We start from the raw sequence: 25,578 nt of genomic DNA, 5'->3' as shown, positions 1-25,578 counted from the left end.
CATGCACGATGCGCTGATATTCGACTGTCTCAAGCAGCGGCAAATCGCTGATGCGTTGTTGCGAATCACTGACCATGCCGTGCAGCAAATGCGTCCAGTGCTGCGCCATACGCGCGATGGTCGCCGCGTCGAACAGGTCGTTGGCATAGGTCAGCGCGGCGTGCAGCTTGCCGCGCTTCTCGTAAGTATCCAGTGTCAGATCGAACTGAGTTGTGCGCCCTTCCCACTCGATCACGCCCAGCGCCAGACCGGACGCGGTGCTGACCGTAGAAATGTCCGCGACCTGCGGCTGGTGGTTGTACATCACCTGGAACAGCGGCGTGTGGCTGAGGCTGCGTTCCAGCTTCAGCGCTTCGACCAGGCGCTCGAATGGCAAATCCTGATGAGCCTGGGCGCCGAGAGCGGTTTCCTTGATGGCGCGCAGCAAATCGTCGACCCGGATTTGACCGTCGAGCTTGGTGCGCAGCACTTGGGTGTTGACGAAGAAGCCGATCAGCCCTTCGATTTCGGCGCGGTTGCGGTTGGCAATCGGCACGCCGACGCGGATGTCGGTCTGCCCGGTGTAGCGATGCAGCAGCGCGTTGAACGCGCCGAGCAGCAGCATGAACAGGGTGATGTTGTGTTTCTGCGCGGTGGCCCGCAGTTGCTCGGCCAGTTGCGCGTCGATCGCGAATTCGTAGCGGGTGCCGCGATAGCTCGGCATCGCCGGACGCGGATGATCGGTGGGCAGCTCCAGCACCGGATGCTCAGCGCCCAGTTGCGCCTGCCAATAGTCGAGTTGGCGCGCCTGTTCGCCAGCCTCCAGCCAGCGGCGTTGCCACAGGGCATAGTCGCTGTACTGGATCGGCAACGGCGTGAGTTGCGGTTGTGCGCCCGCCTCAAAGGCGTCGTAGCAGCGGATGAATTCGTCGATCAGCACGTTCATCGACCAGCCGTCAGAAACGATGTGGTGCAGGGTCAGCAGGAGGACGTGTTCCTGCTCGGCGAGTTTGAGCAAGGTGACGCGCAGCAGCGGGCCGGCCGATAGATCGAAGGGCAGCACGGATTGCTGCTCGGCCGCGCGGGCGACTGCTTGCTCACGTTCATTAGCCGGCAATGCGCTGAAATCCACCTGATCGATCACCAGAGGCGCGCTGGCCGGCACTTGCAGCAGGTTGCCGTCGGCCTGACGCTGGAACACCGTGCGCAGGGTTTCGTGGCGCGCGACGAGGCTAGCGAAGGCTTGCTCCAGCGCTGACAGATTCAGCAGCCCGGTCAGACGCACCGCGCCGGGCAGGTTGTAGGCGCCGCTTTGCGGGTCAAGCTGCCAAAGAAACCACATGCGCTGCTGGGCGTACGACAACGCCTGGCGATCGTCGGCGTCAACGCCGGCAGGAATCGGAAAACGGGCGAAATCAACGCCCTCCTTGTGCAAGGCCGCAAGGAACATCTGGCGCTTTTCCAGGGGCAACCCGATAAACCGGCGAGCTAGTTTCAAGGAGTCTTCAGCATTCATTTCTTAGCATCCGGATCAGTGGCGGGAAGCACAACGGCACGTCGTCCCTATAAAACGAATGCAGACCGGAAAAATTAGCGAATGAGAACAAGTATCAGAAAGGAAGGTTGTAGCGAGGAAAGTCAGGTTGTAGCAATTCAAAATGTGGGAGCGAGCAAGCTCGCTCCCACAGGTATTGGGTCAGGCGCTGGTGGCCATGGCATGCCGCCGATGATGAACCTCAAGTTGATCCTTGATCACCCGCAACACCTTGGTCTCGTGCTTATGGATAAAAAAGTGACCGCCAGCGAGCATGTCCACCGAAAAGCTGCCGTGGGTTTCCTTACGCCAGCCGATCAACTGTTCGGTGGTGGCACGGTCAGCCTTGCCGCCGAGCACATGGATCGGGCACGTGAGCAACGGCCGTTGCTGCGGTTCGAAACGTCCGCACAATAGAAAGTCCGCGCGCAGCACTGGCAGCGTCAGGCTCATCAGCTCTTCGTTGGCCAACACTTCCTCGCTGGTGCCGTTGAGGGTGCGCAGTTGCTCGATCAATTCGGCATCGGTTTTGGGCTCGGCGAAACCGCGATCGTAGTCGGCACGCAGGGTCGGTGCGGCGGTGCCCGAGGCGAACAGCGCCACCGGTTCCGCGCAGCCAAGCGAGCGAAACGCATGGGCCATCTCACAGGCCAGCAACGCGCCAAGGCTATGACCGAACAGCGCGTACGGCGTCTTGAGCGTGGCTTTTTGTTCCTGCGCAAGTTGCAGCGCCAAGCGCCGCATGTCGGTGTGCAAGGGTTCGCCAAACCGGGCGCCACGTCCCGGAAGTTCCACGGGTTGCAGCTGGAGCCACTCCGGCAGTTTGCGCCGCCAGCGGCTGTAGACCATGGCGCTCGCGCCCGAATAGGGCAGGCAGAGCAATGTCAGCTGGGTCACCAGGCTTACCTCGAAAGTTGTCTGTATAGAAGAACGGGTGAGCGCCGAGGGGAATTAGTCGAACAGGTAAATCATCATTTCAAGTGGCGGAAGCTTTGGACTGCGGAACCGAGGACCACGGCGCCAGCAACAATCGCCACCCAGAACCCGCTACGCGCCCCGAACGCATCCACCAGCCACCCGGAACTGGCCGCACCAATCGCCACGCCAATGCTCAACCCGGTCACCAGCCAGGTCAGGCCTTCGGTGAGTTTGGCCGGCGGCACGATGCGCTCCACCAACGCCATCGCCACAATCAGCGTCGGCGCAAAGAACAACCCGGCGACAAACACTGCCAGCGACAGCCCGAGAATGTTCGTCGCCAGCAGCAACGGCAACGTGGTCACCGCCGTCGCCACCCCGCCGTAAAGAAACAGTCGCGGCAGCGGCAGTTTCGAGCGCAATGCCCCGAACGCCAGCCCGGCCAGGCACGAGCCGATGGCATACACCGACAACACAATGCTCGCCGCCGCTGGCTGGCCCTGCTGCTGGGCGAACGCCACGCTGACCACATCCACCACCCCGACGATGGTGCCCATCGCGACCATCAACAGCATCAGCAACTGAATCTCGCCAGAACGAATGATCGAACCTTGATGATGGTCTTCATGAGGATGAACCGCCGGCTCGGTGTCACGTTGCAGCACAAACGCCGTGACCCCGATCGCCAGCATCAGCAACGCCGCCAACGGCCCGGCTTCGGGGAACGCCACCACGCACAACCCCACCGACAGAGGCGGCCCGACAATAAAGCAGACTTCGTCCAGCACCGACTCCAACGCATAGGCGGTTTGCAATTCTGGCTGGCCGCGATACATCTCGGTCCAGCGTGCCCGCACCATCGCCGACATGCTCGGCATGCAACCGGCCAGCGCTGCGAACACAAACAACGTCCACTGCGGCGCCTGCAAGCGAGTGCAAAGCAACACCAGCAACAACGCCCCGCCACCGATCAGCGCCGATACCGGCAAGATCCGGCGCTGCCCGAAACGGTCAACCAGCCGCGAAACCAGCGGTGCACAAAATGCCGTAGCCAGGGCAAACGTCGCCGCCACCGCACCGGCCAATCCGTAGCCACCCTGCAATTGCGAGAGCATGGTGATCAGGCCGATGCCAGTCATGGAAATCGGCATGCGCGCGATCATGCCGGCCAGCACAAAGGCTCTGCTGCCGGGGGCTTTGAATAGTTCGCGGTAGGGGTTGGCCATGGTTCGGGTCTCAACAAGGGCGTGCAAGTTGCCATAAACGCTGAGCGAGGGGAAAGCGGCTAATTGTTGGTTGAATGTGAAGGCCCATCGCGAGCAGGCTCGCTCCCACTGATTTACGCAAACCTTGTGGGAGCGAGCTTGCTCGCGAAGGGGCCAGCGCAGTCACAAATGAACTCTCTGCCGCTCAAACCAGTCAGCTAGGTAAGCCCTCGACTCAAGTCTTTAACCTTCATGCAGATTTCCCTCGACCAACAGGTCGCCCTGATCACGGGTGCCAGATCGGGCATTGGCGCCGACGTATCCAAAGAAGCAGGCATCGAATAGTTATTTGCACAAACTCTCGACGCCTCCGACTACATCGTCGGTACCACCCTGTTCATCGACGGCTGCATGAGCCTTTATCCGGAGTTTCGTGGCAATGGCTGATCATCATCCCGAAAAACAAAGCGCTATCGATGCCCATGGCATCATCGGCGACATGCGCAGCGCGGCACTGGTCAATGACAAGGGCAGCGTGGATTTTTTCTGCTGGCCCGAATTCGACAGCCCGTCGATCTTCTGTTCGCTGCTGGACACGCCTGAGGCCGGGATTTTCCAACTGTCCCCGGATTTACCCGACGCTCGCCGCGAACAGATTTACCTGCCCGACACCAATGTGCTGCAAACCCGATGGCTCAGCGACCGCGCAGTCGTCGAAGTCACCGACCTGCTGCCCATTGGCGACAGCGAAGATGACACGTCGGTGCTGATGCGCCGGGTTCGCGTGGTCAGTGGCCAGGCAACGTTTCACATGCGCTGCGCCGTGCGTCATGACTACGCTCGCGCCAAGACCCGCGCACGCATGGATGAAAAGGACGTGACCTTCGAGGCCGCCGGTCAGCCGTCCCTGCGCCTGTCTTCGGACCAGGTTTTACGCATAGATGGCCATGCGGCGGTCGCAGAGTTCACCCTTGAACAGGACCAGAGCGCCGAATTCATGCTGGGCGGTATCGACGACCCGCGGTTCAAGAAAGGTGCCGCCGCGATATGCCTGGAAGGTACCCTGAAGTTCTGGCGCGACTGGATCGGCCAGTCCACCTACCGCGGCCGCTGGCGGGAAATGGTCAATCGTTCGGCCCTGGCGCTGAAGCTGCTGACCTCGCGCAAGCATGGCGCAATCCTCGCCGCCGCGACCTTCGGCCTGCCGGAAACGCCTGGCGGCGAGCGCAACTGGGACTACCGCTACACGTGGATCCGCGACGCCTCGTTCACGGTTTACGCGTTCATGCGCCTGGGTTTCGTTCACGAAGCCAACGATTACATGCGCTGGCTACGTGGCAGAGTCAGTGATTGCCACGGCAAGCCGATGAAACTCAACATTCTCTACGCCATCGATGGCCGTCAGGAACTGCCGGAATCCGAACTCTCGCACCTGTCCGGCCATGGCGGTGCGACACCGGTGCGCATCGGCAATCAGGCTTACGAACAGGTCCAGCTCGATATCTTCGGCGAGCTGATGGACGCGGTGTACCTGGTCAACAAATACGGCGACGCCATTTCCCATGAAGGCTGGAAACACGCAGTGCAAGTGGTCAATCAAGTCTGCGAAACCTGGGAGCAAAAGGACGTTGGCATTTGGGAAATGCGCGGCGAACAACATCACTTCCTGCACTCGCGACTGATGTGCTGGGTCGCATTGGACCGGGCCATTCGCCTCGCCTCCAAACGCTCGCTGCCCGCCCCGTTCGCCCGCTGGGACCAGACCCGACAGGCGATCTACGCTGACATCTGGGAAAACTTCTGGAACGAAGAACGCGGGCACTTCATCCAGCACATCGGCGGCACCGCCCTCGACGGCTCAATGCTGCTGATGCCGCTGGTGCGCTTCGTCAGTGCCAAGGACCCGCGCTGGCTCGCGACCCTCGACGCTATCGAAAAGAATCTGGTGCGCGATGGAATGGTTTACCGCTATCGCAATGACGACACCCGGATCGATGGCCTCGACGGCACCGAAGGCGCATTCGCCGCGTGCTCGTTCTGGTACGTCGAATGCCTGGCCCGCGCCGGCAAGGTGGAAAAGGCTCATCTGGAATTTGAACAGTTGCTGAGGTATGCGAACCCGCTGGGGTTGTACGCCGAAGAGTTCGACAGCCATGCGCGGCATCTGGGGAATACGCCGCAAGCGCTGACGCATTTGGCGCTGATCAGTGCGGCCAGTTTTCTGGATCGAAAACTGAGTGGGGAGAAGAATTACTGGCAGCCTTGAGACCGAGTCGCCCCTTGCCACAGGTTTTGTGTAGACCAAAACCTTACATTTCATAAACAAAGTCCGCATCCCCCCCCGAAAATCCTTTGTTGCCAGCCGTTACCTCCACCCCTACCATCCACCGTCAACGGGTACAGCGGAGCTGTCCAACAAAACCCGAATTCAAGGAACCAGAATGACCCAGCGCATCCACCGCAGCATTGACACCTCACTCAGGTCCGGCCTGAACCGCGACGAATTGTGGGAAGCCCACGACAAAGGCCTGATCAAATGCTGGGAGATCGGCCGCCAACGCGCCGCCCGCTTTCCCGAGCTCGCCCAACGATGCCTTGCCGGCGAACTGCCGGTGCTGGGCTGGAAAGGGGGTGCCAGCCGTAGCCTGAAGAAACTCGAAAAATACGGATCCCTCAAATACCTAGCTCAGTGGCAGGGGTTGCGCGGGGACGATCTGGATATCGATCTGAGTGAAGAACGGGCGTTGACCTGTTCGCGGACAAAAATGGTGGTGACGTTTACGCCGGATCGGTCGAAGTACTTCAATCAGGTGGCGGAAATCGAAGTCTAGGAAGTCGGCAAGAACAACCTCTCTGGAGAATCGAATGAACAATGAAGCGCGGATCCACTTCACCAAAACTCCAAGTTTGTCTCTCGCCTACGAAGAACACGGCCCCACCACCGGCGACCCCGTCATCCTCCTCCACGGCTTCCCCTACTCCCCGCGCGCCTACGACGAAATCGCCCCAGCCCTCGCCGCAAAGGGTTACCGCGTCATCGTCCCCTACCTGCGCGGTTACGGCCCGACCCGTTTCAACAACCCCGACACCCTGCGCTCCGGACAACAAGCCGCGCTCGCCCAGGATTTGCTGGATTTGATGGACGGCCTCGCCATTCAACAAGCCGCCCTGTGCGGCTACGACTGGGGCGGTCGGGCGGCGTGCATCGTGGCGGCGCTATGGCCTGAGCGGGTTCGTTGCCTGGTGACCGGCGACGGTTACAACCTTCAGAACATTCCCCATTCCACCGAACCGCTGGACCCGCAAACCGAGCACCGCCTCTGGTATCAGTACTACTTCCACACACCACGCGGCGTCGAAGGCCTGACGACAAATCGCCGAGCCTTGTGCGAATTGCTCTGGACGTTGTGGTCACCCACCTGGAGCAAAGGCCCTGAGTTGTATCCGTTAAGCGCACCGGCCTTCGATAATCCGGATTTCGTCGAAGTGGTGATTCACTCCTACCGCCATCGGTTCATGTACGCGCCCGGCGACCCGGCACTGGAGTGGATCGAAGAAGCGCTGACCCGACAGCCGCCGATCAGCGTACCGACGATTTCCCTGTGCGGGGCCGACGATGGCGTCGGACCGGCACCGGAGTTAGACGAAGACATCGCCCATTTCACCGAGCGTTATGAGCGGAGAGTGCTGGTGGGCGTCGGGCATAACATTCCCGAAGAGGCGCCGGAGGCAACGGTCAGAGCGTTACTGGATCTGCTGGAGGGCTGACGCTGAAACGCTCGCGATAGGCCTGCGGGGTCACGCCCATGGCCCGCAGAAAACTGCGCCGAAGCGTCTCTTCGCTACCGAATCCACATTGCACCGCCACCCGTTTGATCGGCACTCCGGTGTCGCTGAGCAAGCGTCGGGCGGTCTCGACCCGAATCAGCTCGATGGCCCGCGCTGGCGTCTGGCCGGTGTCGGCGCGGTAATGGCGCACGAAGCTGCGTTCGCTCATGCCCGCCTGCAAGGCCAGGGCCGGGATGCCCAGATCCTTGGTGAGGTTTTCACTGATCCAGGCGTGAAGTTCGTCGAAACGGTTGCCCTCCTTTTGCAAAGAGAGGGTCACGCTGAACTGCGCCTGGCCGCCGGGCCGTTTCAGGAACACCACCAGTTGCCGGGCGACTTCCAGGGCCATCGTGCGGCCAAGATCTTCTTCAACCATCGCCAGCGCAAGGTCGATGCCGGCGGTGACCCCGGCCGAGGTCCAGACCGGGCCGTCATTGATGAAAATAGGATTGGGTTCGACCCGCAATAGCGGATGTTTCTGCGCCAACTGCTCGCAACGGGTCCAGTGAGTGACCACCCGCCGGCCATCGAGCCAGCCGCTGGCCGCCAGCAAAAATGCCCCGGTGCACACCGACGATACCCGCCGACACCCCGCCGCATGTTCACGCACCCAAGCCACCAACGGTGGGTCTTGCGCCGCGTCGTAAACACCCCAGCCACCGGCAATGATCAACGTGTCACTCCCCCCCTCGGGCAACGGTTCGGTTAACAGCACCAACCCCGCCGACGACTTTACCGCCCCGCCGCCGCTGGTAATCACCGTCGGCGCGTAAGGCGGCAGCAAGCCTTTCTGGCGAGCAATATCGTTGGCCGAGGCGAACACCTGCAATGGCCCGGTGACGTCGAGCAATTGCACATTGGCAAAGGCGAGTACGTGAATGGTTTTCGGCATGATTGGCGTAATTCGTGGGGTTATTGGCGTATACGCCAAATCCTACGAACCTAAAGTGAAGTCGTCTACCCCCATTTCATGAGAAAAATGCCATGACGTTGCAGATCGGTTTTCTGTTGTTTCCACAGGTTCAGCAACTGGACCTCACCGGCCCTTACGACGTACTGGCCTCGCTGCCGAACGTGAAGGTGCATTTGATCTGGAAGGACCTGATGCCGGTCACCGCGAGCACGGGCCTGGTGCTGAAACCGACCACCACGTTCGACGATTGCCCACCGCTGGATGTGATCTGCATCCCCGGCGGCAGCGGCGTCGGGCCATTGATGGAGGATGAACAGACACTGGCTTTCATCAAGGCTCAGGCCGCCAACGCGCGTTACATCACGTCGGTCTGCACCGGCGCGCTGGTGCTCGGCGCGGCGGGTCTGTTGAAAGGCAAGCGCGCCACCACTCACTGGGCCTATCACCAATTGCTGGCGCCTTTGGGTGCGATCCCGGTGAAGGATCGAGTGGTGCGCGACGGTAATCTGCTGACCGGTGGCGGGATCACGGCGGGCATCGATTTTGCTCTGACGCTGGCCGCGGAGTTGTTCGATAAGGACACGGCAGAGCTGGTGCAGTTGCAGCTGGAATATGCCCCAGCACCGCCGTTTGCGTCGGGCAGTCCTGAGACAGCACCGGTCAGCGTGCTGGAGGAAGCACGGAAACGTGCTGCCGGATCGTTGAAACTGCGCTCAGAAATTACCGAGCGTGTTGCGGCGAAACTTGATCGGGCGTCAGTACGTTGATCCGTTCCTCGGTGCTGCCAGCGCCCGGCTGCATCGAGGACTTTCCATCGCCCACAAAAAAACCCGCCTAAGCGGGTTTCTCAAGACCATTGCGACATCCTGTCAGCAGCCATCCGGGCCTATGGTCGATCATCCGTGATCCTGAGTGCATCCTGCGACTCAGTTGATAAATCCAGATTAAACACATCGGTGCCGCATCAAAAGACGACATACCCGTCAGCGGGTGTAAGCCTTCGGCTACTCGGGTCCTGAAGCGAATTTCAGCAGGCGAAAAAAAACCCGCCGAAGCGGGTTTTTCCAAGACCATTACGACTCCCTGTCGGTAGCGATTCCTTGCTTATGGTCGATCATCCGTGATCCCGAGCACTTCCTGTGCTTCGGTTGATAAGGCTAGATTACGCTTCGGATCCAATGTGCAATAGACGACATAGCTACCATCGCGTGTAAGACATTCGCTATAGCCAGCCTTCCGAAAACCCTTAGACAGGTCAGGCATCAAGCATAGAGGCCTCGAGCTCAGCGGCCTGCAGTTGACCTTCGGCAGCATAAGTCGGAATTGGGTTCGAACTTGCAGCCATCACTCTTCCTGGCGCTCGCGTTCCTTGGCACTGACTTTGAGAAACTCTTCGATGTTGTTCATCTGTTCATCCCAACCGCGGCTGTCCATGCGGAACGCCTTGAGCCGGCGCGTCTGAGGAATGTGATCGAAACCGGACTCGGTGACCTTGAGCAACGTGCCTTCATCCATGTCTTCGAGCTCGAACTTCACCAGCGTGGTGGGCTCCTGGGAGTAATCGATTTCGGGCTCAATCGCATACGGGTGCCAGCGAAACGAAAACACCCGTTCCGGCTCGACTCGCTCCACCAGCACATTCCACAGCAGGTGCTCATATCCGGGATATGTAATCTGCCCCTGGGTCCATTCACCGGCGACAAAACGCTTGCCTTCCAGCGCCACGCCAAACCACTGCCCGAAGGCTTCGGCATTGGCCAGCACGCGCCAGACCTGCGAACGCGGCGTTTTGAGCAGGATCTTCCTTTCGATGCGATCTGATGCTGGATTCATAAGTCACCTCCTGTACTGAACAGTAGGCCTGTAAGACCACAAGACCAACCCTAAAGTTGTATCAATCGGGTATCGCAATCAACCCAGTAGGAAATGTTCGGCTGCCTTTCTGCCCCTGAGCAACGGTTTGAAGACAAGAGTCAGCGGGCTGAAGCTGGTAACGTTTGCAAACCAGACAAGAATATTAGCCCCACACTCACTCATGCCCTCAGGGAAACATCATGAATAGCCTTCATGGCCCCATCTGAGCAGCTATGAATCGTCGCCGGGCAAGCTTCGGCATTTCTGTTCGGTCTGCGGTTCACATTTGATGGCTGAGCGCTTGGCCCAACCCCACGTCATTGTTCGTGTGGCAACACTGGACGATGACCCGAAAATGACGCCGCAGGCCCATATCTGGACGTCACTTGATGTGCCGTGGCTCAACTACGAGCCGATCGAAAATCACCCTGAATGGCAGGCGTAGCCAGGCCAATACATAGCGTTACACTGCACCTCAACTTTCCACGTCACAACGAGACTCCCCATGCACCCACGTTTTTTTCTGGCGCTGACGCCTCTGCTGTTCACCACCGCTGCTTATGCTGTGGACTGCGACAACGCCGCCGATCAGGCCGCGATGAATCAGTGCGTGGCGCAGCAGCACAAGGCGGCGGATAAGGAGTTAAATACGCTTTACCAGCAGATCAATGCGCGTTTAAAGAGCAACCCCGAAAGCAAAAAACTGCTGATCGGGGCGCAGCGTTCGTGGGTTGCGTTTCGGGATGCCGAGTGCAAGTTCTCGAGCGCCGGTATGGAAGGCGGGAGTGTGTTTGCGCTGATCTACAGCAGCTGCGTTACTGAATTGACCAAGGCGCGGGTTGAGACTTTCAAGAATTATCTGAAGTGTCAGGAGGGGGATTTGAGTTGCCCGGTGCCCGGTGCTTGATGATTCGGTGCCTTTAAGGGCCTGCTCGCGAAGGCGTCAGCTCAGGCGCCGCAGCTACCGAACAAATAGTTGCGCAGTCGTGATCGCCATATCCCTACCCGGAAACTTGATGCTGCCAATCTGCTTCATGCTCTCGGGATCAAAAATCGCCACATCGTTAAACGTCCCGGCCAGCTGGTTCTAAAGCTTCGTGCGACCGCATCGTCTTGCGATTGCCGGGCTGGTCGGGTTATCAGTCTGAATGCGGCAGCCGCAGCAGGGCGAGGAGAGGCTGGGAGGTTTAGGGCAAGATCAAAAGATCGCAGCCTTCGGCAGCTCCTGGGAGATCGTTGAGGGGCGGCCACCGCGTTCTTCCAGGACTAGTTCGCGCAGTGTATCGAGAAACAGTTTGAGCACCGGCGAGTCATCGTCTGCGCGGTAAGTGGCGTACAGCGGCACTTCCGGCAATGCTGGGGTCAGGCGGCGGAACACCAGCCCGGCTGGCGCCATCTGCTCGATGGACGCTGGCAACAACGCCACGCCGAAACCAGCCCGCACCAAGCTGAGCAAGGTTTGAACCTCGATCACCTGCTGGCGAATTTGCGGGGTAAACCCGGCCTTGATGCAGCACTGAAAGAGAAAATCGGCAAACCGCGACTGCTTGAGTTCCAGCGCCACAAAAGGCTCCTGTGCCAGGTCCGCCGGCGCCAGGCTTTCGCGCCGTGCCAAGGGATGGTCGACAGGCATGACCACGCGAATCGGCTCGTAGATCAACAGTTCATTGCGCAACTGCAGATCGTCATAGCCGACCCGGAACACACAGGCATCGATGCGTTTCTCCTTCAACGCCATGACCTGTGCCGCCGGCGTCATTTCATGCAGACGCCAGGACACCTGAGGATAGCGCTCGCGGAAGAGGTGTAAGGCCCGCGGCAGCACGCCAACCATCACCGAACTGATCATGCCGATTTCCAGCTCGCCCAACTGACCTCGACCGGTCTGACGAGTCAGGTCTAGCGCGCGGTTCAGTTGTTCGAACACCAGCGGCGCCTGTTCCTTGAGCATCTGTCCAGCCGCCGTCAGCTCGACCCGGTGATGGCTGCGCTCGAAAAGCGGCGTACCCAGTTCCTCTTCCAGCAGACGAATCTGCTGGCTCAGCGGCGGCTGACAGATGTGCAGACGCGTGGCAGCCCGGCCAAAGTGCAGCTCTTCAGCAACGGCCATGAAATACCGCAGCAATCGCAGGTCCATGACGGCTTACCCCAGGGTCAGTGGCGTCGAGCGCTGGCGCACTCCGATCAGGCTGAACAGTGCATTTGCGATGGCCGGGGCCACCGACGGGCTGCCCAGCTCACCGACGCCGCCGGGTTTGCTCGGCTCACCGTCCAGCACCAGGATGTCCACCGCCGGCATGTCAGACATGCGGGTCACCCGATAGTCATGGAAGTTGCTCTGCACCACCCTGCCCTGTTTGATGTCCATACGGTCGAACAGCGCGTGACCGAGGCCCCACATCAGGCCGCCGTAGATCTGCTCTTCGACACCGCCCGGCGACACGGCCAGGCCGCAATCGACCACGCAGGTGAGCTTATCGACCTTGATCACACCGTCCTTTTTCGAAAGCCTGGCGACCACCGCGATGAAGCTGGTGTAACCCTGATTGGTAGCAATCCCCAATGCTGTGCCTTCCGGCAGCGGCTGGCCCCAACCGGCGCGTTCGGCGGCGCTTTTGAGCACCGCGACGTGCCGAGGGCGACCGTGCATGTTGGCCAGGCGAAAGGCCAATGGATCCTGCCCAGCACCGTGGGCCAGTTCATCCATGAAGCTTTCCACGGCGAACACGTTGGGAATGAAGCTCACCGAGCGATACCAGCCGCTGGGCACGTTGCTTTCATGCTTGACCCAGACCAGGTCCAGATTCGCCGGGCGATAGGCAAAATCCCACGCGGTGATGGCTTCGGTGGTGCTGTAGTCCATGTGGTCGGGGCGTTCGAAATAGCCTGGTTCCCACTGTTCCGGCGAAGCCGGTGAGACCGCGTCAAGTTTCAACGCCGTGAGTTTGCCCTGAGCATCCAGCGCACCTTTGATTCGATGCAGAGTCGCCGGGTGCATGAACAGCGATCGCATTTCGTCTTCACGGCTGTTCATCAACTTGACTGGCACCTTGGCCTCCTGCGCCAGGTATGCCACTTCGAACAACCAGTACTTGGCCTCCCGCGCCCCGAAACTGCCGCCGGACACCAACTCATTGATGGTGACCTTATCCTTGGCGATCTTGCACACCTTTTGCGCAGCCTCCAGCGCCGAAGATGGCACCTGAACGCCGCCCCAGTAGGTGATGGCGTTATTCTTCACCTCGGCGGTGATGCAGATCGGTTCCAGCGGGTTCTGCACCTTGTACGGCATGAGGTAATCGGCTTCGAGCAGCTTCGCGGCTTTCGGCCATTGCGCGGCGACATCCCCCGCCGCCATCGCGGACACCCGTTGCGCAGCCTTGTCGTCGATGGCCGCTGCTTGCGCCGTTGCCAGTTGATCGCTATCGAACCCGGCGAGGGGCGAGTCGCTCCATTGCACGTTCAATAACTCGCGACCCTGATGGGCGGCCCAGTAGTTATCGGCCAGGACGGCGACGCCTTCCTGGTTACCACCGAGTACGTCGGGCCGGCCCGGAATCGCGATCACCTTGCGTACTCCCGGCACCTGCAACGCGGCGCTGGAATCCACCGCCAGCACTTTCGCGTCGACCACTGGTGTGCGTTGAATCACCGCCACCAGCATCTGCGGTAACACCACGTCGATGCTGTACTTGAAGCGCCCGCAAACCTTGGCCGCTGCATCCCGTTTATGCCGCAACTTACCGATGTATTTGAACTGCGCCGGGTCCTTCAGAGTGACCTTGGCCGGTGCTGGCAATTTCGCGGCAACACTCACCAGCTCACCGTAACCCAGGCTGCGTTTGCTGGCGGAATGCACCACCCGGCCCTCTTCGGTTGTGCAACTGTCGGGACTGACTTTCCATTGCTTGGCCGCCGCAGTGATCAGCAGTGCGCGCGCCGTGGCACCGGCCATTCGCAGGCGATCGTATTCCAGCGAAACACTGGTGCTACCACCCGTCGAGAAGACTTTCCATATCGGGTGAATATAGGTTTCAAAGAATGGATTTTCCGGCGATATCACTTGCACGGTCATCGGGTTGACGTCCAGTTCCTCAGCCACGCAAGCGGCCAATGCGGTGTGGGTGCCGGTGCCGGAATCGTGTTTGTGCACCACCAGTTTCACCGTGCCGTCGGGCAATACCCGAACCCAGGCGTTGGGCTCGAATTCACCCGCAGGCGCAGGTGCTTTCGGGTCCGTCGCGGCTATGCCTGAGGGCAGATAAAACGCAATTGCCAGGCCGCTGGCAACCGTGGCAGCCTGCTTGAGAAAGAGACGGCGCGGCAGTTCGATCTGTGTGTCGTCGATAAACGTCATCACGCCTCCTTCGGCGCAGCAGCTGCGCGCTTGATGGCTTTATTGATTCGCCCGTAAGTGCCGCAGCGGCACACGTTGCCGGACATGGCGTTGCGGATCGAGTCATCGGTGATTGTCGCACCGGTGTTGAGCAACGCGGCCGCGGACATGATCTGCCCGGATTGACAGTAACCGCATTGCGGGACATCTTCGGCAACCCAGGCCAGTTGCAGCGGATGCTGTTCGGTGGGTGACAAGCCTTCGATGGTGGTGATGCTGTGCCCCGCCACGGCGGCGACCGGCAGTTGGCAGGAACGTATCGCGACACCGTCCAGGTGCACGGTGCAGGCACCGCACAGGCCCATGCCGCAACCGAACTTGGTGCCGGTGAGTTTCAAGTGGTCTCGCAACACCCATAACAAGGGCATGGAGGGCGATGGCTCTACCAGCTCGTGTCGTTCGCCGTTTACCGTGAATTCGATCATTGTCAGGCTCCAAGAGAGCGGCCCGTCTTTGTGCAGGCCTGGTCGCCGATTATTGGGAGTCCGCGCAAAAACGGGCCAGCGACGATTTCTGCCATCCTGTGTAAGTAGGACTAACAGCATGTACAAGCGATACCCGTCAGTGCAGTCCATGAGTGCATTCATCCAGGCCGCGCGCAGCGGAAGCTTCTCCAGTGCCGCGCGCAAACTCGACCTGACTCACAGCGCTATCAGCCAGCAGATCCGCAGCCTGGAAGACTTCATCGGCCAGCCGCTGTTCGTACGCGAAGGTGGCGGCAGTAACCTGACCGATGCCGGGCAATTGTTTGCCAGCGTGCTGTCCGACGGCCTGGCGCAGATCGACCGGGCGCTGTCCTCGGTGAAAAACCGCAGCGTCGCGCAACGGCTGACCCTTGATGTCGACAGTGAATTGGCCCAGAGCTGGCTCAATCCACGGCTACCGGAACTGCTCGATTTGTTGCCTGCCCATGAAGTGGTATTGCTGTCGATGCCGCGGTCGGATCGCAGTTCGTTCGAGCGCGTAGACCTGGCGTTGCGCTACGGGTATGGCGATTGGGAAGACTGCGAGATGACGCAGATCTGTGGTGATCGAGTGACTGCGGTGGCTTCACCTGCGTTGCTTGAGCGCTATGGATTGCAGGTGCCGATCACGCCGGCGCAGGTGCTGGAATTACCGCTGCTGGGGTATACGCGGCGCTCGTGGATTCCCTGGCTGGATGCAGCCGCAATGGCGTCGACCGAGCCGAATGCGCGGGTGGTTTTCGATAATGCGGCCAACCTGATTGCAGCGGCCGAAGCCGGAGTTGGCGCGGGGCTGGTGCGCGGTTTGCTCGCGGCGGATGCGTTGCGCGCGGGGCGTTTGGTGGAGCTGAACGACGCGCAGATTCCCGCGCATTACAACCTCTACGCCGTGTGGCCACCAGGGCAGGCCGAGCGGGTGGCGCCGGTGGTTGAAGTGATCCGCCAGTTGGCTCGGCAAACACTGGACTGACGCCATCGTGAACAAGCTCGTGATGGCGCCGGCACATCCACCACCAAACCCTGCCCCATATCGAACACATATCAACACCCCGCCCAATTAATATTGTACGAACCCGATCCCCCCTTCCAATACTTCCTCCCAAGCAGCCAGCGTCCCGAGCCGGATGCGACCAGGCGAGGGAATGCGCAGCAGTGCGCATAGAAATGGCCGATTACCCGGGACGTGGCTGCTGTGAACCGCAAGGTTCCCTTCCCCGCTATCAGGAGATCGACTTCAATGATCATCGATATCAGTTGCTATCCCACCGACCTGGTGGACCTCGCCTGGAGGCATGACGGTGACCCGTTCACCGGCGAGCGTCTGCTGGAGATGATGGATGGCCCGTACATGGTCAACGGCAAACCTCGCCGCATCGACAAAGCCTTCATCCAGCCGCCACAAGGCAACACCATCTACACCTGGACCGACGGCGACCTCAGCGGACGCGAATCCATCGATGCCTACATGGCTTACACGCTGAAGATGGTCCAGACCTACCCGGATCGATTCATTGGCTGCTTCGTCTACAACCCGCGCTGCGGCGTGGAAAACGGTGTCGAGGCGATTGAGCGTTACGTCAAGGAACACGGCTTCAAGATGGTCCAGATGCAGGCCAACATGCACGCCTATCGCCCGGACCGTGCGCTGGACTGGGTCCGCCCGGCCTTCGAGAAATGCGCTGAGCTGGGTATCCCGGTCAAGTTGCACACCGGCGACGGGCCTTACAGCATCCCGTCGGAATGGGTGCCGATGATCAAGGAATTCCCCAACGTCGATTTCATCATGGCGCACTTCGGGGTGCAGACCGGTGGCGTCTATGTGTTCGAGCCAATGCAATGGGCGATGGAATTGCCCAACGTTTACTGCGAATCGGGCTGGTGCCTGCAATCGCGGATCGTCGAGTTCGCCAAGGTCCTGCCGACCCACAAGATCCTGTTCGGCACCGACACCCCGCCAAACGAACCGGGCATGTGGCTGCGCCTGCTGGAAGTGCTCTGTCATGAGCCGCCCCAAGGCCTGAACCTCGACGAGGACACCCTCGAAGAATACCTGGGCAACAACACCGCACGGATGATCGGCCTCGAACCGACCCCGCCGCCACGTTCCGTGTCCGAAGCCGAGGCGCAGCTCAAGCGCCCTGTCACCACACAATTGGCCAGGAGCTAAACCGATGATTATCGACACCCACCTGCACCCCACTAACCTGGTCGACGAGGCCTGGCGCCACACCGGCGAACCGTTTACCGGCGAGCGCATGCTCAAGCTGATGGACGGCCCGTACATGATCAACGGCAAACCGCGCCGCATCGACATGGGCTTCATCCAGCCGCCACCGGGCAACACCGGTTATCGCGACGGCAACCGGCGGGGCCGCGAAGGCGTGCGCGACTACATGTCGTACATCGCCGAGCTGTGCATGAAGTACCCGGATCGCTTCATCGGCAACTTCAACTTCAATCCGCGCTGGGGACCGGAAAACGGTGCGGCCGAGCTGGAATTCCACATCAAGGAATACGGTTTCAAGATGCTCAAGCTGCACGCCAACATGCACGGCTATCGCCCGGACCGCGCACTCGATTGGCTGCGCCCGGCGATGAAAGTCTGCGCCAAGTACAACATCGTGGTGTTGATCCACACCGGTGATGGCCCGTACACCATCCCGACGATGTTCTACCCGATCATCCGCGAGTTCCCGATGGTCAACTTCATCATCGGCCACTTCGGTATCCAGACCGGCGGCAACTACTCGTTCGAAGCGTTCTGGATGGCCATGGACACGCCGAACGTGTACTGCGAATCCGGCTGGTGCTTCCAGTCGCGGATCGTCGAGTTCGCCAAGGAACTGCCGCGCAACAAAATCGTCTTCGGCACCGACTCGCCGCCGAACGAACCGGGCATGTGGTTGCGCGAACTCGAAGTCCTGTGTTCGCCAGCGCCGCAAGGCCTGGGGATTGATGAGGATCACCTTGAGGATTACCTGGGCAACAACATTGCCCGGTTGTGCGGTATCGAACCGACACCGCCACCCAAGGACCTGATCGAGGCGGACATTCGTCTGACCACGACCTACCTCTAAACGTTTTAAAACCAGAGCACAGCGACTTTACAGGCGTACAGATGAACCGGAGTTCGATCGACCGGCAGGCCAACGGCTTGTCGATCGAACGTCGCCCTCAGCCCTGCGCGCCTGCTTTTTACGAGGTGAAACCATGACCCTCTCTACGCTCGGCGATACCCAGGACTTCCACGATTTCATCGACGCCTATCGCCGACAATACCCGGACGATGTGCTGACCGTTCACCAATCGCTGTCGGCCGATCAGGACGTCACCGCCCTGGTCGATGCCCTGGCCACCCAAGGTCGCGACCCGCTGCTGATCTGCGAGAAGGTTGGCAGCCTCGGTGTGCAAGTCGCTACCAATCTGTTCGCTTCCCGGACCCGTATCGCACGGATCTTCGGTGTCAGCCCGGCACAGTTGCACGAAACTTTCCAGGCCCGTGCCAACCACCCGATTCCACCGCGATACGTCGAAACCGGCCCGGTACTCGACGAGATTTTTGAAGGCGAAGCCGTGGACCTCGCGCTGCTGCCGATGCTCAAGCACTTCGACAGCGATCGCGGGCCGTACATCACCAACGCAATCATCATTGCCGAGGACCCGGTCACCGGCATCGCCAACATGAGCTATCACCGTTCGATGCGCCATGCCCGGCAGACCCTCGCCACCAGCCTGCATTCACGCGGTCACTTGTGGCGCATGCTGCAAACCGCTCGCGAGCGCGGCGAAGAATTGCGCGTGGCGATGGTGGTCGGCGCGCATCCGCTGTTCATGCTCGCGGCAGCGGCACGCTTGCCGTTTGGCAGTGATGAACGCGCGGTGGCTGGCGGCCTATTTGGCGCACCGCTGGAACTGGTCAAGACTCCGCGCTATGGCATCGGCGTGCCGGCCTACGCGGAGTTTGTGCTGGAAGGCGCCATCGACCCGACGGCCTATGCCGAGGAAGGTCCGTTCGGCGAGTTCAGCGGCTATTCCTCGGACCGTTCAACCAATAATGTGCTGCGCGTCGACACCCTGATGCGCCGCAAGGACGCCTGGCTGGTGGACGTGGTCGGCGGACGGTACGCCGAACACCTGACTCTGGCGCGGCTGCCACGGGAAGCGGAGATGAGCGAAAAACTCAAGGCACGTTTCCCCGCCGTCACCGCCGTGCACTACCCGAACTCCGGCACGCACTTTCATTGCTACGTGGCGCTGGATCAAAGCCGCGACGGCGAGGCGCGGCAGATCATGCTCGCCCTGCTCGGCTGGGACCCGTACCTGAAAACCGTGATCGCGGTGGACAGCGACATTGACATCAGCGACGACAGCCAGGTGCTGTGGGCATTGGCCACACACTTTCAGCCGCATCAGGATATTTTCGTCATCGACGGTTTGCCCGGCAGTCCGCTCGATCCGTCGTCCTCGGTCAACGGCACCACCTCGCGCATGGGCCTGGATGCCACGCGAGGCTCGGGATTCGACGGGATCAAGGCGCAGTTGGATCAAGACGTGGTCGAGCGGGCGCGCAATCTGCTGAAGAGCGTTCAATCATGAACCGCCAGCGCATGGTGGTCGGCATCAGCGGCGCGTCGGGCTTCATCTACGGCGTGCGCCTGCTGGAGTTGCTGGCTGAGCTGAACATCGAAAGCCACCTGATCATCAGCCGCGCCGCGCTGCTGACCATGGCCCATGAAACTGACTACAAACTGGCGGACGTCACCGCGCTGGCCAGCCACTACCACCGGGCTGACGACGTGGCTGCCGGGATCGCCAGCGGTTCGTTCCGTTGCCTGGGCATGGTGGTCGCGCCGTGCTCCATGCGCACGTTGGCGGAGATTGCCACCGGCTCCTCCTCGGGGCTGATCGGTCGCGCTGCCGACGTCACATTGAAAGAGCGCCGGACCTTGGTGTTGATGGCCCGGGAAACGCCGCTGACCCTCGCCCACCTGCGCAACATGACCGCCGTCACCGAAATGGGCGGGATCATCGCGCCACCGGTGCCGGCCTTCTACGCCCGCCCGCAAAACCTTTCGCAAATGGTCGATCACAGCCTCGGCCGTGTCCTCGACCTGTTCGGCCTCGACGCCGGGACCGCGCTGCGCTGGGGTGAACCCAGCCCATCGGCCACCGGCCATTCCGCAACCATGAAGGAGCTCGCATGAACAGCCCATTCAACGCCCCGACCCCGAACCGCAAGATCCCGGTGACCATCCTCACAGGATTTCTCGGCGCCGGCAAAACCACCCTGCTCAACTACATCCTCAAGGAAAACCACGGCCGCAAAATCGCCGTGATCGAAAACGAGTTCGGTGAAGTCGGCATCGACGGCGACCTGGTGCTCAGCTCTGAGACCGAAGAAATCTACGAGATGGTCAACGGCTGCGTGTGCTGCACCGCCGAGGTTCGAGAGGACCTGGTGCGCATCGTCCGCGAACTGGTGGCGCGCCCGGTGCGGCTGGATCACATCTTGATCGAGACCAGTGGTTTGGCCGATCCGTACCCGGTGGCGCAGAGCTTCTTTATCAACGACCCGATTGCCGATGAAGTGGAACTGGACGCCATCGTCACCATGGTCGATGCCAAGCACATCGCTCAACATCTGGAAGACCTGCAACTGGATGGCGTCGATAACCAGGCGGTGGATCAGATCGTCTGCGCTGACCGCATCGTCATCAACAAGGTCGATCTGGTCAGTGCCGCGGAAGTGGCGGCCCTGTGCGACAAAATTCGTGGATTGAACGCCACGGCAGAGCTGGTGACGTCCAGCTACGCCGAGATCGACCTGTCGAAGATCCTCGGCATCGGTGCCTTTGAGTCGACTCAGAAGCTGATGGAGATTGGCTCTGAGCATGACCATCACGCCGATGAACATCATCACGAGCATGACGATCTGGATCATGACCACGACCCGAGCGTGTCGTCAGTCGGCATCGCCGTGGACGGTGCGGTGAATCTGGGTGACTTCCACCGCTGGATCAGCAAACTGCGCACCGAACAGGCCGACAACCTCTATCGCATGAAAGGCGTGCTGGCGGTCGCGGGCCAGGATCAGCGCTACGTGCTGCAAGGCGTGCACAGCCTGGTCGAGTTTCGCGCGTCCACTTCATGGGGCGCCGAACCGCGCTCCAGCAAGATCGTGTTCATTGGCCGCGACCTGGACCGCGCGGCGTTGAACCATGGCTTTGCCGCCTGCCTGGCAGGCTAAACGGCTCCGGGGCCGGTGGATGGCGGCTCCGGGCACACTGAACGGGTATCCCTCTCTACAACAAAAAACAGCAAGAGGAGTTTCGCCATGACTTCAGCCGTGCACCCGGTAGACCAGATTCTGCCGATCCGACAAATGCTCACCCTCGGCCTGCAACACATGGCCGTCTCGTACATCGGCGCCATCGCCGTGCCGTTGATTGTCGCCAGCGCGTTGAAAATGTCCCAAGCCGACACCGTGGTGCTGATCAGCACCACACTGTTCTGCTCGGGCATCGCCACGCTTTTACAAACCGTCGGCTTCTGGAAATTCGGCGTGCGTTTGCCGATCTTGCAGGGCGTGGCGTTCAGCAGTGTTGGCCCGGTCATCGCCATCGGCACTAATCCGGAGGTTGGATTCGCCGGGGTCTGCGGGGCGGTGATCGGCGCGGGGATCTTTACGATGCTCGTCGCGCCGTTCGTGGGCCGATTGCGCCGGTACTTTCCACCGGTGGTCACCGGCTGCATCGTCACCGTGATCGGTTTGCAGCTGTTCCCGATTGCCTATGAATGGATCGGTGGTGGCCGCAACGCCAGTAATTTCGGGGCGCCGGCGTACCTTGCCGTCGCCGCCGTGGTGCTCGCGACCATTCTTCTGGTCAACCGCTATGGCAACCCGATGATGCGCAATATGGCTGTATTGGTCGGCATGCTGGTCGGCGCCGCATTGGCTTACGGTCTGGGCATGGGCAGTTTTCACAGCGTGCAGGGGTCACCCTGGCTCACCGTGCCCTACCCGTTTTATTTCGGCCTGCCGACCTTCAGCCTGATCCCGATTGCGACCATGGTGGTGGTGATGATCGTGCAGATGGTCGAGTCCATGGGCCTGTTCGTGGCCATCGGCGACATCGTCGACAAACCGGTGGAGGAGAAACAGGTGATCAACGGCCTGCGGGCAAACGGACTGGCGAGCACCATCGCCGGGATGTTCGCGGCGTTTCCGTTCATTGCCTTCATGGAAAACGTTGGGCTGGTGATTCTGACCGGAGTGCGCAGTCGCTGGGTGGTGGCAATCAGCGGGCTGATGATGTGTTCCATGGCACTGGTGCCCAAAGCCGGGGCGATCATCGCGTCGATGCCGACTGCCGCCCTCGGCGGTGCCGGGATTGCCATGTTCGGCGTGGTCGCGGCAGCCGGAATTCAAACCCTGGCCAAGGTCGATTACGAGCGCAACCGCTACAACGTGCTGATCGTCGGTTTCACCATCGCCGCGGCTCTGGTGCCGGTACTCGCGCCGGCCCTGTTCAAGCAAATGCCCGAGTGGTCCCAGCCGTTCCTGCACAGCAGCGTGGTGATCGCCTGCCTGGTGTCAGTGCTGCTTAACGCGGCGCTCAACGGCGTCAGCGTTCCCGACAGTGCGGCCACCAAGCCTGCCTCCCACAGCCTCTGACTGGAGAAGCCCATGACTCAACTTCAAAACATACTGATCAAAAACCCGGTGGCGGTGATGACCGGTTTGCGCGGCCCGCGTGCCCGGGCAGGTAGCGTGGACATTCGCATCGTCAACGGTCGCATCTCGGAAATGGCTGCGGACCTCGTAGCGCAACCCGGTGAACGGGTGATCGACGCACGCAACTCGGTGGTCTACCCGGGCTGGATCAACACCCACCATCACCTGTTCCAGAACCTGCTCAAAGCCGTGCCGGAAGGGTTGAACCAAGACTTGCAAGGCTGGCTGGCCAGCGTGCCCTACCCGCGCCTCAACCGTTTTACTCCGCAATTGGCGCAGATCGCCGCACGGTTGGGCATGGCCGAGTTGCTGTTGTCCGGGGTGACGACCTGCGCCGACCACCACTATCTCTACCATGCTAACGGCACTACCGAAACCGGTGATTTGCTGTTCGACTTGGCCGATGAGTTCGGCATGCGTTTTGTACTGTGCCGGGGTGGTGCGCTGGAATCGGCCAGCGCTCACCCGGGATTCTCCAAAACCGCGCTGCAACCGGAGACGCTGGACCAAATGGTCGGTGACATCGAACGGCTCAAATCGCTGTACCACCAGGACAGCCCCGATGCGATGCGTCGAGTGGTGGTGGCGCCGACGACACCGACCTTCTCGCTGCCACCCACCTTACTGCGGGAACTGGCCCACACCGCCCGCGGCCTTGGGTTGCGGTTGCACACCCACCTCTCGGAGACGCAGAACTACGTCAACTTCTGCCGCGAGAAATACAACTGCCTGCCGGTGGAATTCGTCGCCGAACACGAATGGCTCGGCCCGGACGTGTGGTTCGCCCACGCGGTGCATCTGCAACCGGGGGAAATCCGCATGCTCGCGCAAACCGGCACCGGCATTTCTCATTGCCCGGTGAGCAACGCGCGGTTGGGCAGCGGCGTGGCTCCGGTGCCGCAGATGTACGAGGCTGGCGTACCGATTTCCCTCGGGGTGGATGGCGTGGCGTCCAACGAATCCGGGAGTATGGTCGGTGAAGCGCACACGGCGTGGCTGATTCATCGAGCGGAGCAAGGGGCTTCGGCCACCACCGCCGAAGACGTGATCCATTGGGGGACGGCCGGTGGCGCGCAGGTGTTGGGGCTCGGTGCGGTTGGGACGCTGGAAGTCGGTCAGGCGGCGGATCTGGTGATCTATGGCCTAGATCATCCACGGTTCTTCGGCTTCCACGACGTCGCCGTGGCGCCGGTGGTAGCGGGTGAACCGATTACCGTGAGGTACAGCCTCGTCGGTGGCCGCGTGGTGGTCGATGACGGCGTTATACCGGGGCTGGATTTGGCGAAAATACGCGCCGAGGCGTGGGACGGGGTGCGGCAGTTAATGAACGTGCATGACTAACCACCCCCCAATACACCCCCTGTGGGAGCGGGCTTGACCGCGATAGCGGTGTGTCAGGCAACAGAGATGTTGAATGTTCCGCCGTCATCGCGGGCAAGCCCGCTTGTGTCTTGCGCAGGAATTAGACTGAGGATGAGATTACATGTCCGGCGTAAATGATCTGCTGCAAGCCATCGAAACCGCCGCCGGTCAGGGCGAAGAAACCATCCTCGCCACCGTGGTCAAGGTCGAAGGCTCAGCCTACCGCCGCCCCGGCGCACGCATGCTCATTCCCCTCCACGGCCGCACCATCGGCACCGTCAGCGGCGGTTGCCTGGAACAGGACCTAGCCAAAAAAGCCTGGTGGCTGACCGACACCGGCGAACCAGTCGTGCGCCGCTACAGCACCGGCGCCACCGAGGATGAAGACGATGAACAAAGCGCCCTGACTTTCGGCCTCGGCTGCAATGGCACGGTGTTCGTCATGCTCGAACGCCTACGGGTGAAAACGCCCTCAGCCGCCGTTGAGCTGCTACGCCAGGTACGTGATCGTCAGCAGCCTGCGGCCATGGCGACCATCATTGCCACCTCACGCAACGCATTGGTTCGAGTCGGTGATCGGGTGATATCGAACGCCGCTGCCAGCCTTCGACACCCTGTTCTGGAACAGGCCATCCACAACGACCTGCACAAGACACTCAGCGAGAAAAAATCCTCCTTGCGGCTCTACACCGACGCCCGTGGCGAAGTCGAAGTATTCTTCGAGTACATCGCCCCGCCGCCGCGCCTGGTGATCTTCGGTGCCGGCCACGACGCCCAACCACTGGTACGCATGGCCAAGTTGTTGAACTGGCATGTCAGCGTGATCGACAGCCGCAGCCATTTTGCCCGACCTGAACGCTTTCCGCAGGCAGATGCGGTAATCGTCGCGAACCTCGGCCCCCCCTTCGTCCTCGGACCGTTGATCGAGGGGGCAGCGGTGGCCGTCATGACTCACAGCTACCGACAGGACCGTCACTGGCTCGGCCAATTGCTGCAAGACGCACCGGCCTACATCGGCCAACTCGGCCCCCGAGAGCGGACCGAGCGATTGTTGACCGACATTCACCAACACATTCCGGTCCTGAATGCGTTGCAACAACTGCACTACCCCATGGGCCTGGACCTTGGCGGCGATGCGCCCGAAAGCGTGGCGCTCTCGATTCTGGCGGAGATGATGGCAGCGTTGAATCAGCGTAACGGCGGGATGCTGAAGCACCGGAGCAAACCAATTCATCAAGTGGATTTGTTGGTGTGTGAAAAGTTTGAGGTGGCGGCAGCGGTTAATTGAGGTGTTTTCAATGAAGATCAAAAGACCGCAATCACGTGAAGCTGCTCTTGCCTGCATCGTTCCATCGTCTTGCCCAGCGTAAGGGTGAGTCGAGTAACTAAG

21 protein-coding genes and 4 pseudogenes are annotated in these 25,578 nt (G+C 60.8%); 16 read left to right on the top strand and 9 right to left on the bottom strand.

Annotated features, from left to right (window positions below; genetic code table 11):
* Window positions 1–19 precede the first annotated feature (19 nt).
* From ACYZT3_RS09690 to ACYZT3_RS09680, 3 genes and pseudogenes are all read right to left on the bottom strand, one after another.
* Window positions 20–1,429: pseudogene (locus tag ACYZT3_RS09690) on the bottom strand (condensation domain-containing protein); the annotation flags it as partial.
* 246 nt (window positions 1,430–1,675) lie between these two features.
* Window positions 1,676–2,410 (bottom strand): thioesterase II family protein, encoded by a 735-nt coding sequence (locus tag ACYZT3_RS09685; protein ID WP_462031966.1) that lies wholly within the window; start codon window positions 2,408–2,410, stop codon window positions 1,676–1,678.
* A gap of 74 nt (window positions 2,411–2,484) precedes the next feature.
* Window positions 2,485–3,657 (bottom strand): MFS transporter, encoded by a 1,173-nt coding sequence (locus ACYZT3_RS09680; RefSeq protein ID WP_462031965.1) that lies wholly within the window; start codon window positions 3,655–3,657, stop codon window positions 2,485–2,487.
* A 342-nt stretch (window positions 3,658–3,999) separates the two neighbouring features.
* Between ACYZT3_RS09680 and ACYZT3_RS09675 the strand changes: the two are divergent.
* From ACYZT3_RS09675 to ACYZT3_RS09660, 4 genes and pseudogenes are all read left to right on the top strand, one after another.
* Window positions 4,000–4,083: pseudogene (locus ACYZT3_RS09675) on the top strand (sugar dehydrogenase); the annotation flags it as partial.
* Entirely contained in the window at window positions 4,076–5,902 is a 1,827-nt protein-coding gene (locus ACYZT3_RS09670) for a glycoside hydrolase family 15 protein (protein ID WP_462031964.1), read from the top strand. The pseudogene ACYZT3_RS09675 and the gene ACYZT3_RS09670, both read left to right, overlap by 8 nt.
* Before the next feature lie 175 nt (window positions 5,903–6,077).
* Window positions 6,078–6,467, top strand: a complete 390-nt coding sequence (locus tag ACYZT3_RS09665) for a hypothetical protein (RefSeq protein ID WP_282383003.1) — start codon at window positions 6,078–6,080, stop codon at window positions 6,465–6,467.
* Between the two features lie 34 nt (window positions 6,468–6,501).
* Window positions 6,502–7,404, top strand: a complete 903-nt coding sequence (locus ACYZT3_RS09660; RefSeq protein WP_462031963.1) for an alpha/beta fold hydrolase — start codon at window positions 6,502–6,504, stop codon at window positions 7,402–7,404.
* Here the strand turns inward: ACYZT3_RS09660 and ACYZT3_RS09655 are convergent.
* Window positions 7,373–8,356, bottom strand: coding sequence for a GlxA family transcriptional regulator (locus ACYZT3_RS09655; protein ID WP_462031962.1), 984 nt, complete (start codon window positions 8,354–8,356; stop codon window positions 7,373–7,375). The two genes, ACYZT3_RS09660 and ACYZT3_RS09655, sit on opposite strands and share 32 nt — an antisense overlap.
* A 92-nt stretch (window positions 8,357–8,448) precedes the next feature.
* Here ACYZT3_RS09655 and inhA point away from each other — a divergent pair, with 92 nt between their 5' ends.
* Entirely contained in the window at window positions 8,449–9,144 is a 696-nt protein-coding gene (inhA, locus tag ACYZT3_RS09650) for an isonitrile hydratase (RefSeq protein ID WP_282382996.1), read from the top strand.
* Between the two features lie 577 nt (window positions 9,145–9,721).
* Here inhA and ACYZT3_RS09645 read toward each other — a convergent pair.
* Window positions 9,722–10,210, bottom strand: a complete 489-nt coding sequence (locus ACYZT3_RS09645) for an SRPBCC family protein (protein ID WP_282382993.1) — start codon at window positions 10,208–10,210, stop codon at window positions 9,722–9,724.
* A gap of 244 nt (window positions 10,211–10,454) precedes the next feature.
* Here ACYZT3_RS09645 and ACYZT3_RS09640 point away from each other — a divergent pair.
* Window positions 10,455–10,676, top strand: a pseudogene (locus ACYZT3_RS09640) (GFA family protein); the annotation flags it as partial.
* A gap of 60 nt (window positions 10,677–10,736) precedes the next feature.
* Window positions 10,737–11,138, top strand: coding sequence for a lysozyme inhibitor LprI family protein (locus ACYZT3_RS09635; RefSeq protein ID WP_462031961.1), 402 nt, complete (start codon window positions 10,737–10,739; stop codon window positions 11,136–11,138).
* Window positions 11,139–11,192: 54 nt separating this feature from the next.
* Here the strand turns inward: ACYZT3_RS09635 and ACYZT3_RS09630 are convergent.
* From ACYZT3_RS09630 to ACYZT3_RS09615, 4 genes and pseudogenes are all read right to left on the bottom strand, one after another.
* Window positions 11,193–11,312 (bottom strand): annotated as a pseudogene (locus ACYZT3_RS09630) (quinohemoprotein amine dehydrogenase subunit beta); the annotation flags it as partial.
* A 117-nt stretch (window positions 11,313–11,429) separates the two neighbouring features.
* Window positions 11,430–12,368: a LysR substrate-binding domain-containing protein gene (locus tag ACYZT3_RS09625; RefSeq protein WP_282382988.1), complete on the bottom strand. Its 939-nt coding sequence runs from the start codon at window positions 12,366–12,368 to the stop codon at window positions 11,430–11,432.
* Window positions 12,369–12,374: 6 nt separating this feature from the next.
* Window positions 12,375–14,588, bottom strand: coding sequence for a xanthine dehydrogenase family protein molybdopterin-binding subunit (locus tag ACYZT3_RS09620; RefSeq protein WP_282382985.1), 2,214 nt, complete (start codon window positions 14,586–14,588; stop codon window positions 12,375–12,377).
* The gene (locus ACYZT3_RS09615; protein WP_282382980.1) at window positions 14,588–15,052 is read right to left on the bottom strand and encodes a (2Fe-2S)-binding protein; all 465 of its coding nucleotides are present in this window, start codon (window positions 15,050–15,052) and stop codon (window positions 14,588–14,590) included. The genes ACYZT3_RS09620 and ACYZT3_RS09615 overlap by 1 nt, the downstream gene beginning before the upstream one ends.
* A 118-nt stretch (window positions 15,053–15,170) precedes the next feature.
* Here ACYZT3_RS09615 and ACYZT3_RS09610 point away from each other — a divergent pair, with 118 nt between their 5' ends.
* The 9 genes from ACYZT3_RS09610 to ACYZT3_RS09570 all read left to right on the top strand — a co-directional run bounded on the left by ACYZT3_RS09610 (window position 15,171) and on the right by ACYZT3_RS09570 (window position 25,476).
* Window positions 15,171–16,061 carry a LysR substrate-binding domain-containing protein gene (locus ACYZT3_RS09610; protein WP_462031960.1) on the top strand — a complete coding sequence of 297 codons (891 nt, stop codon included), beginning with the start codon at window positions 15,171–15,173 and terminating at the stop codon, window positions 16,059–16,061.
* A gap of 267 nt (window positions 16,062–16,328) precedes the next feature.
* Complete coding sequence (locus ACYZT3_RS09605) at window positions 16,329–17,258, top strand: amidohydrolase family protein (protein WP_150732737.1); 930 nt, start codon at window positions 16,329–16,331, stop codon at window positions 17,256–17,258.
* Window positions 17,259–17,262: 4 nt separating this feature from the next.
* Complete coding sequence (locus ACYZT3_RS09600) at window positions 17,263–18,168, top strand: amidohydrolase family protein (RefSeq protein ID WP_134418495.1); 906 nt, start codon at window positions 17,263–17,265, stop codon at window positions 18,166–18,168.
* A gap of 133 nt (window positions 18,169–18,301) precedes the next feature.
* On the top strand, window positions 18,302–19,687 hold the full coding sequence (locus tag ACYZT3_RS09595) for a UbiD family decarboxylase (protein ID WP_282382959.1): 1,386 nt from the start codon (window positions 18,302–18,304) through the stop codon (window positions 19,685–19,687).
* Window positions 19,684–20,295, top strand: coding sequence for a UbiX family flavin prenyltransferase (locus tag ACYZT3_RS09590; RefSeq protein WP_282382956.1), 612 nt, complete (start codon window positions 19,684–19,686; stop codon window positions 20,293–20,295). Before ACYZT3_RS09595 ends, ACYZT3_RS09590 begins: the two co-directional genes overlap by 4 nt.
* On the top strand, window positions 20,292–21,338 hold the full coding sequence (locus ACYZT3_RS09585) for a CobW family GTP-binding protein (RefSeq protein WP_282382953.1): 1,047 nt from the start codon (window positions 20,292–20,294) through the stop codon (window positions 21,336–21,338). Before ACYZT3_RS09590 ends, ACYZT3_RS09585 begins: the two co-directional genes overlap by 4 nt.
* An 87-nt stretch (window positions 21,339–21,425) precedes the next feature.
* Window positions 21,426–22,766: a nucleobase:cation symporter-2 family protein gene (locus tag ACYZT3_RS09580; RefSeq protein WP_282382951.1), complete on the top strand. Its 1,341-nt coding sequence runs from the start codon at window positions 21,426–21,428 to the stop codon at window positions 22,764–22,766.
* Between the two features lie 12 nt (window positions 22,767–22,778).
* Window positions 22,779–24,167 (top strand): amidohydrolase family protein, encoded by a 1,389-nt coding sequence (locus ACYZT3_RS09575; protein ID WP_462031959.1) that lies wholly within the window; start codon window positions 22,779–22,781, stop codon window positions 24,165–24,167.
* A 142-nt stretch (window positions 24,168–24,309) separates the two neighbouring features.
* On the top strand, window positions 24,310–25,476 hold the full coding sequence (locus tag ACYZT3_RS09570) for an XdhC family protein (protein ID WP_282382946.1): 1,167 nt from the start codon (window positions 24,310–24,312) through the stop codon (window positions 25,474–25,476).
* Window positions 25,477–25,578 lie beyond the last annotated feature (102 nt).

It is taken from the genome of Pseudomonas sp. MDT1-16, from assembly GCF_054898115.1.
This window is presented reverse-complemented; position numbering and strand designations above follow the sequence as displayed.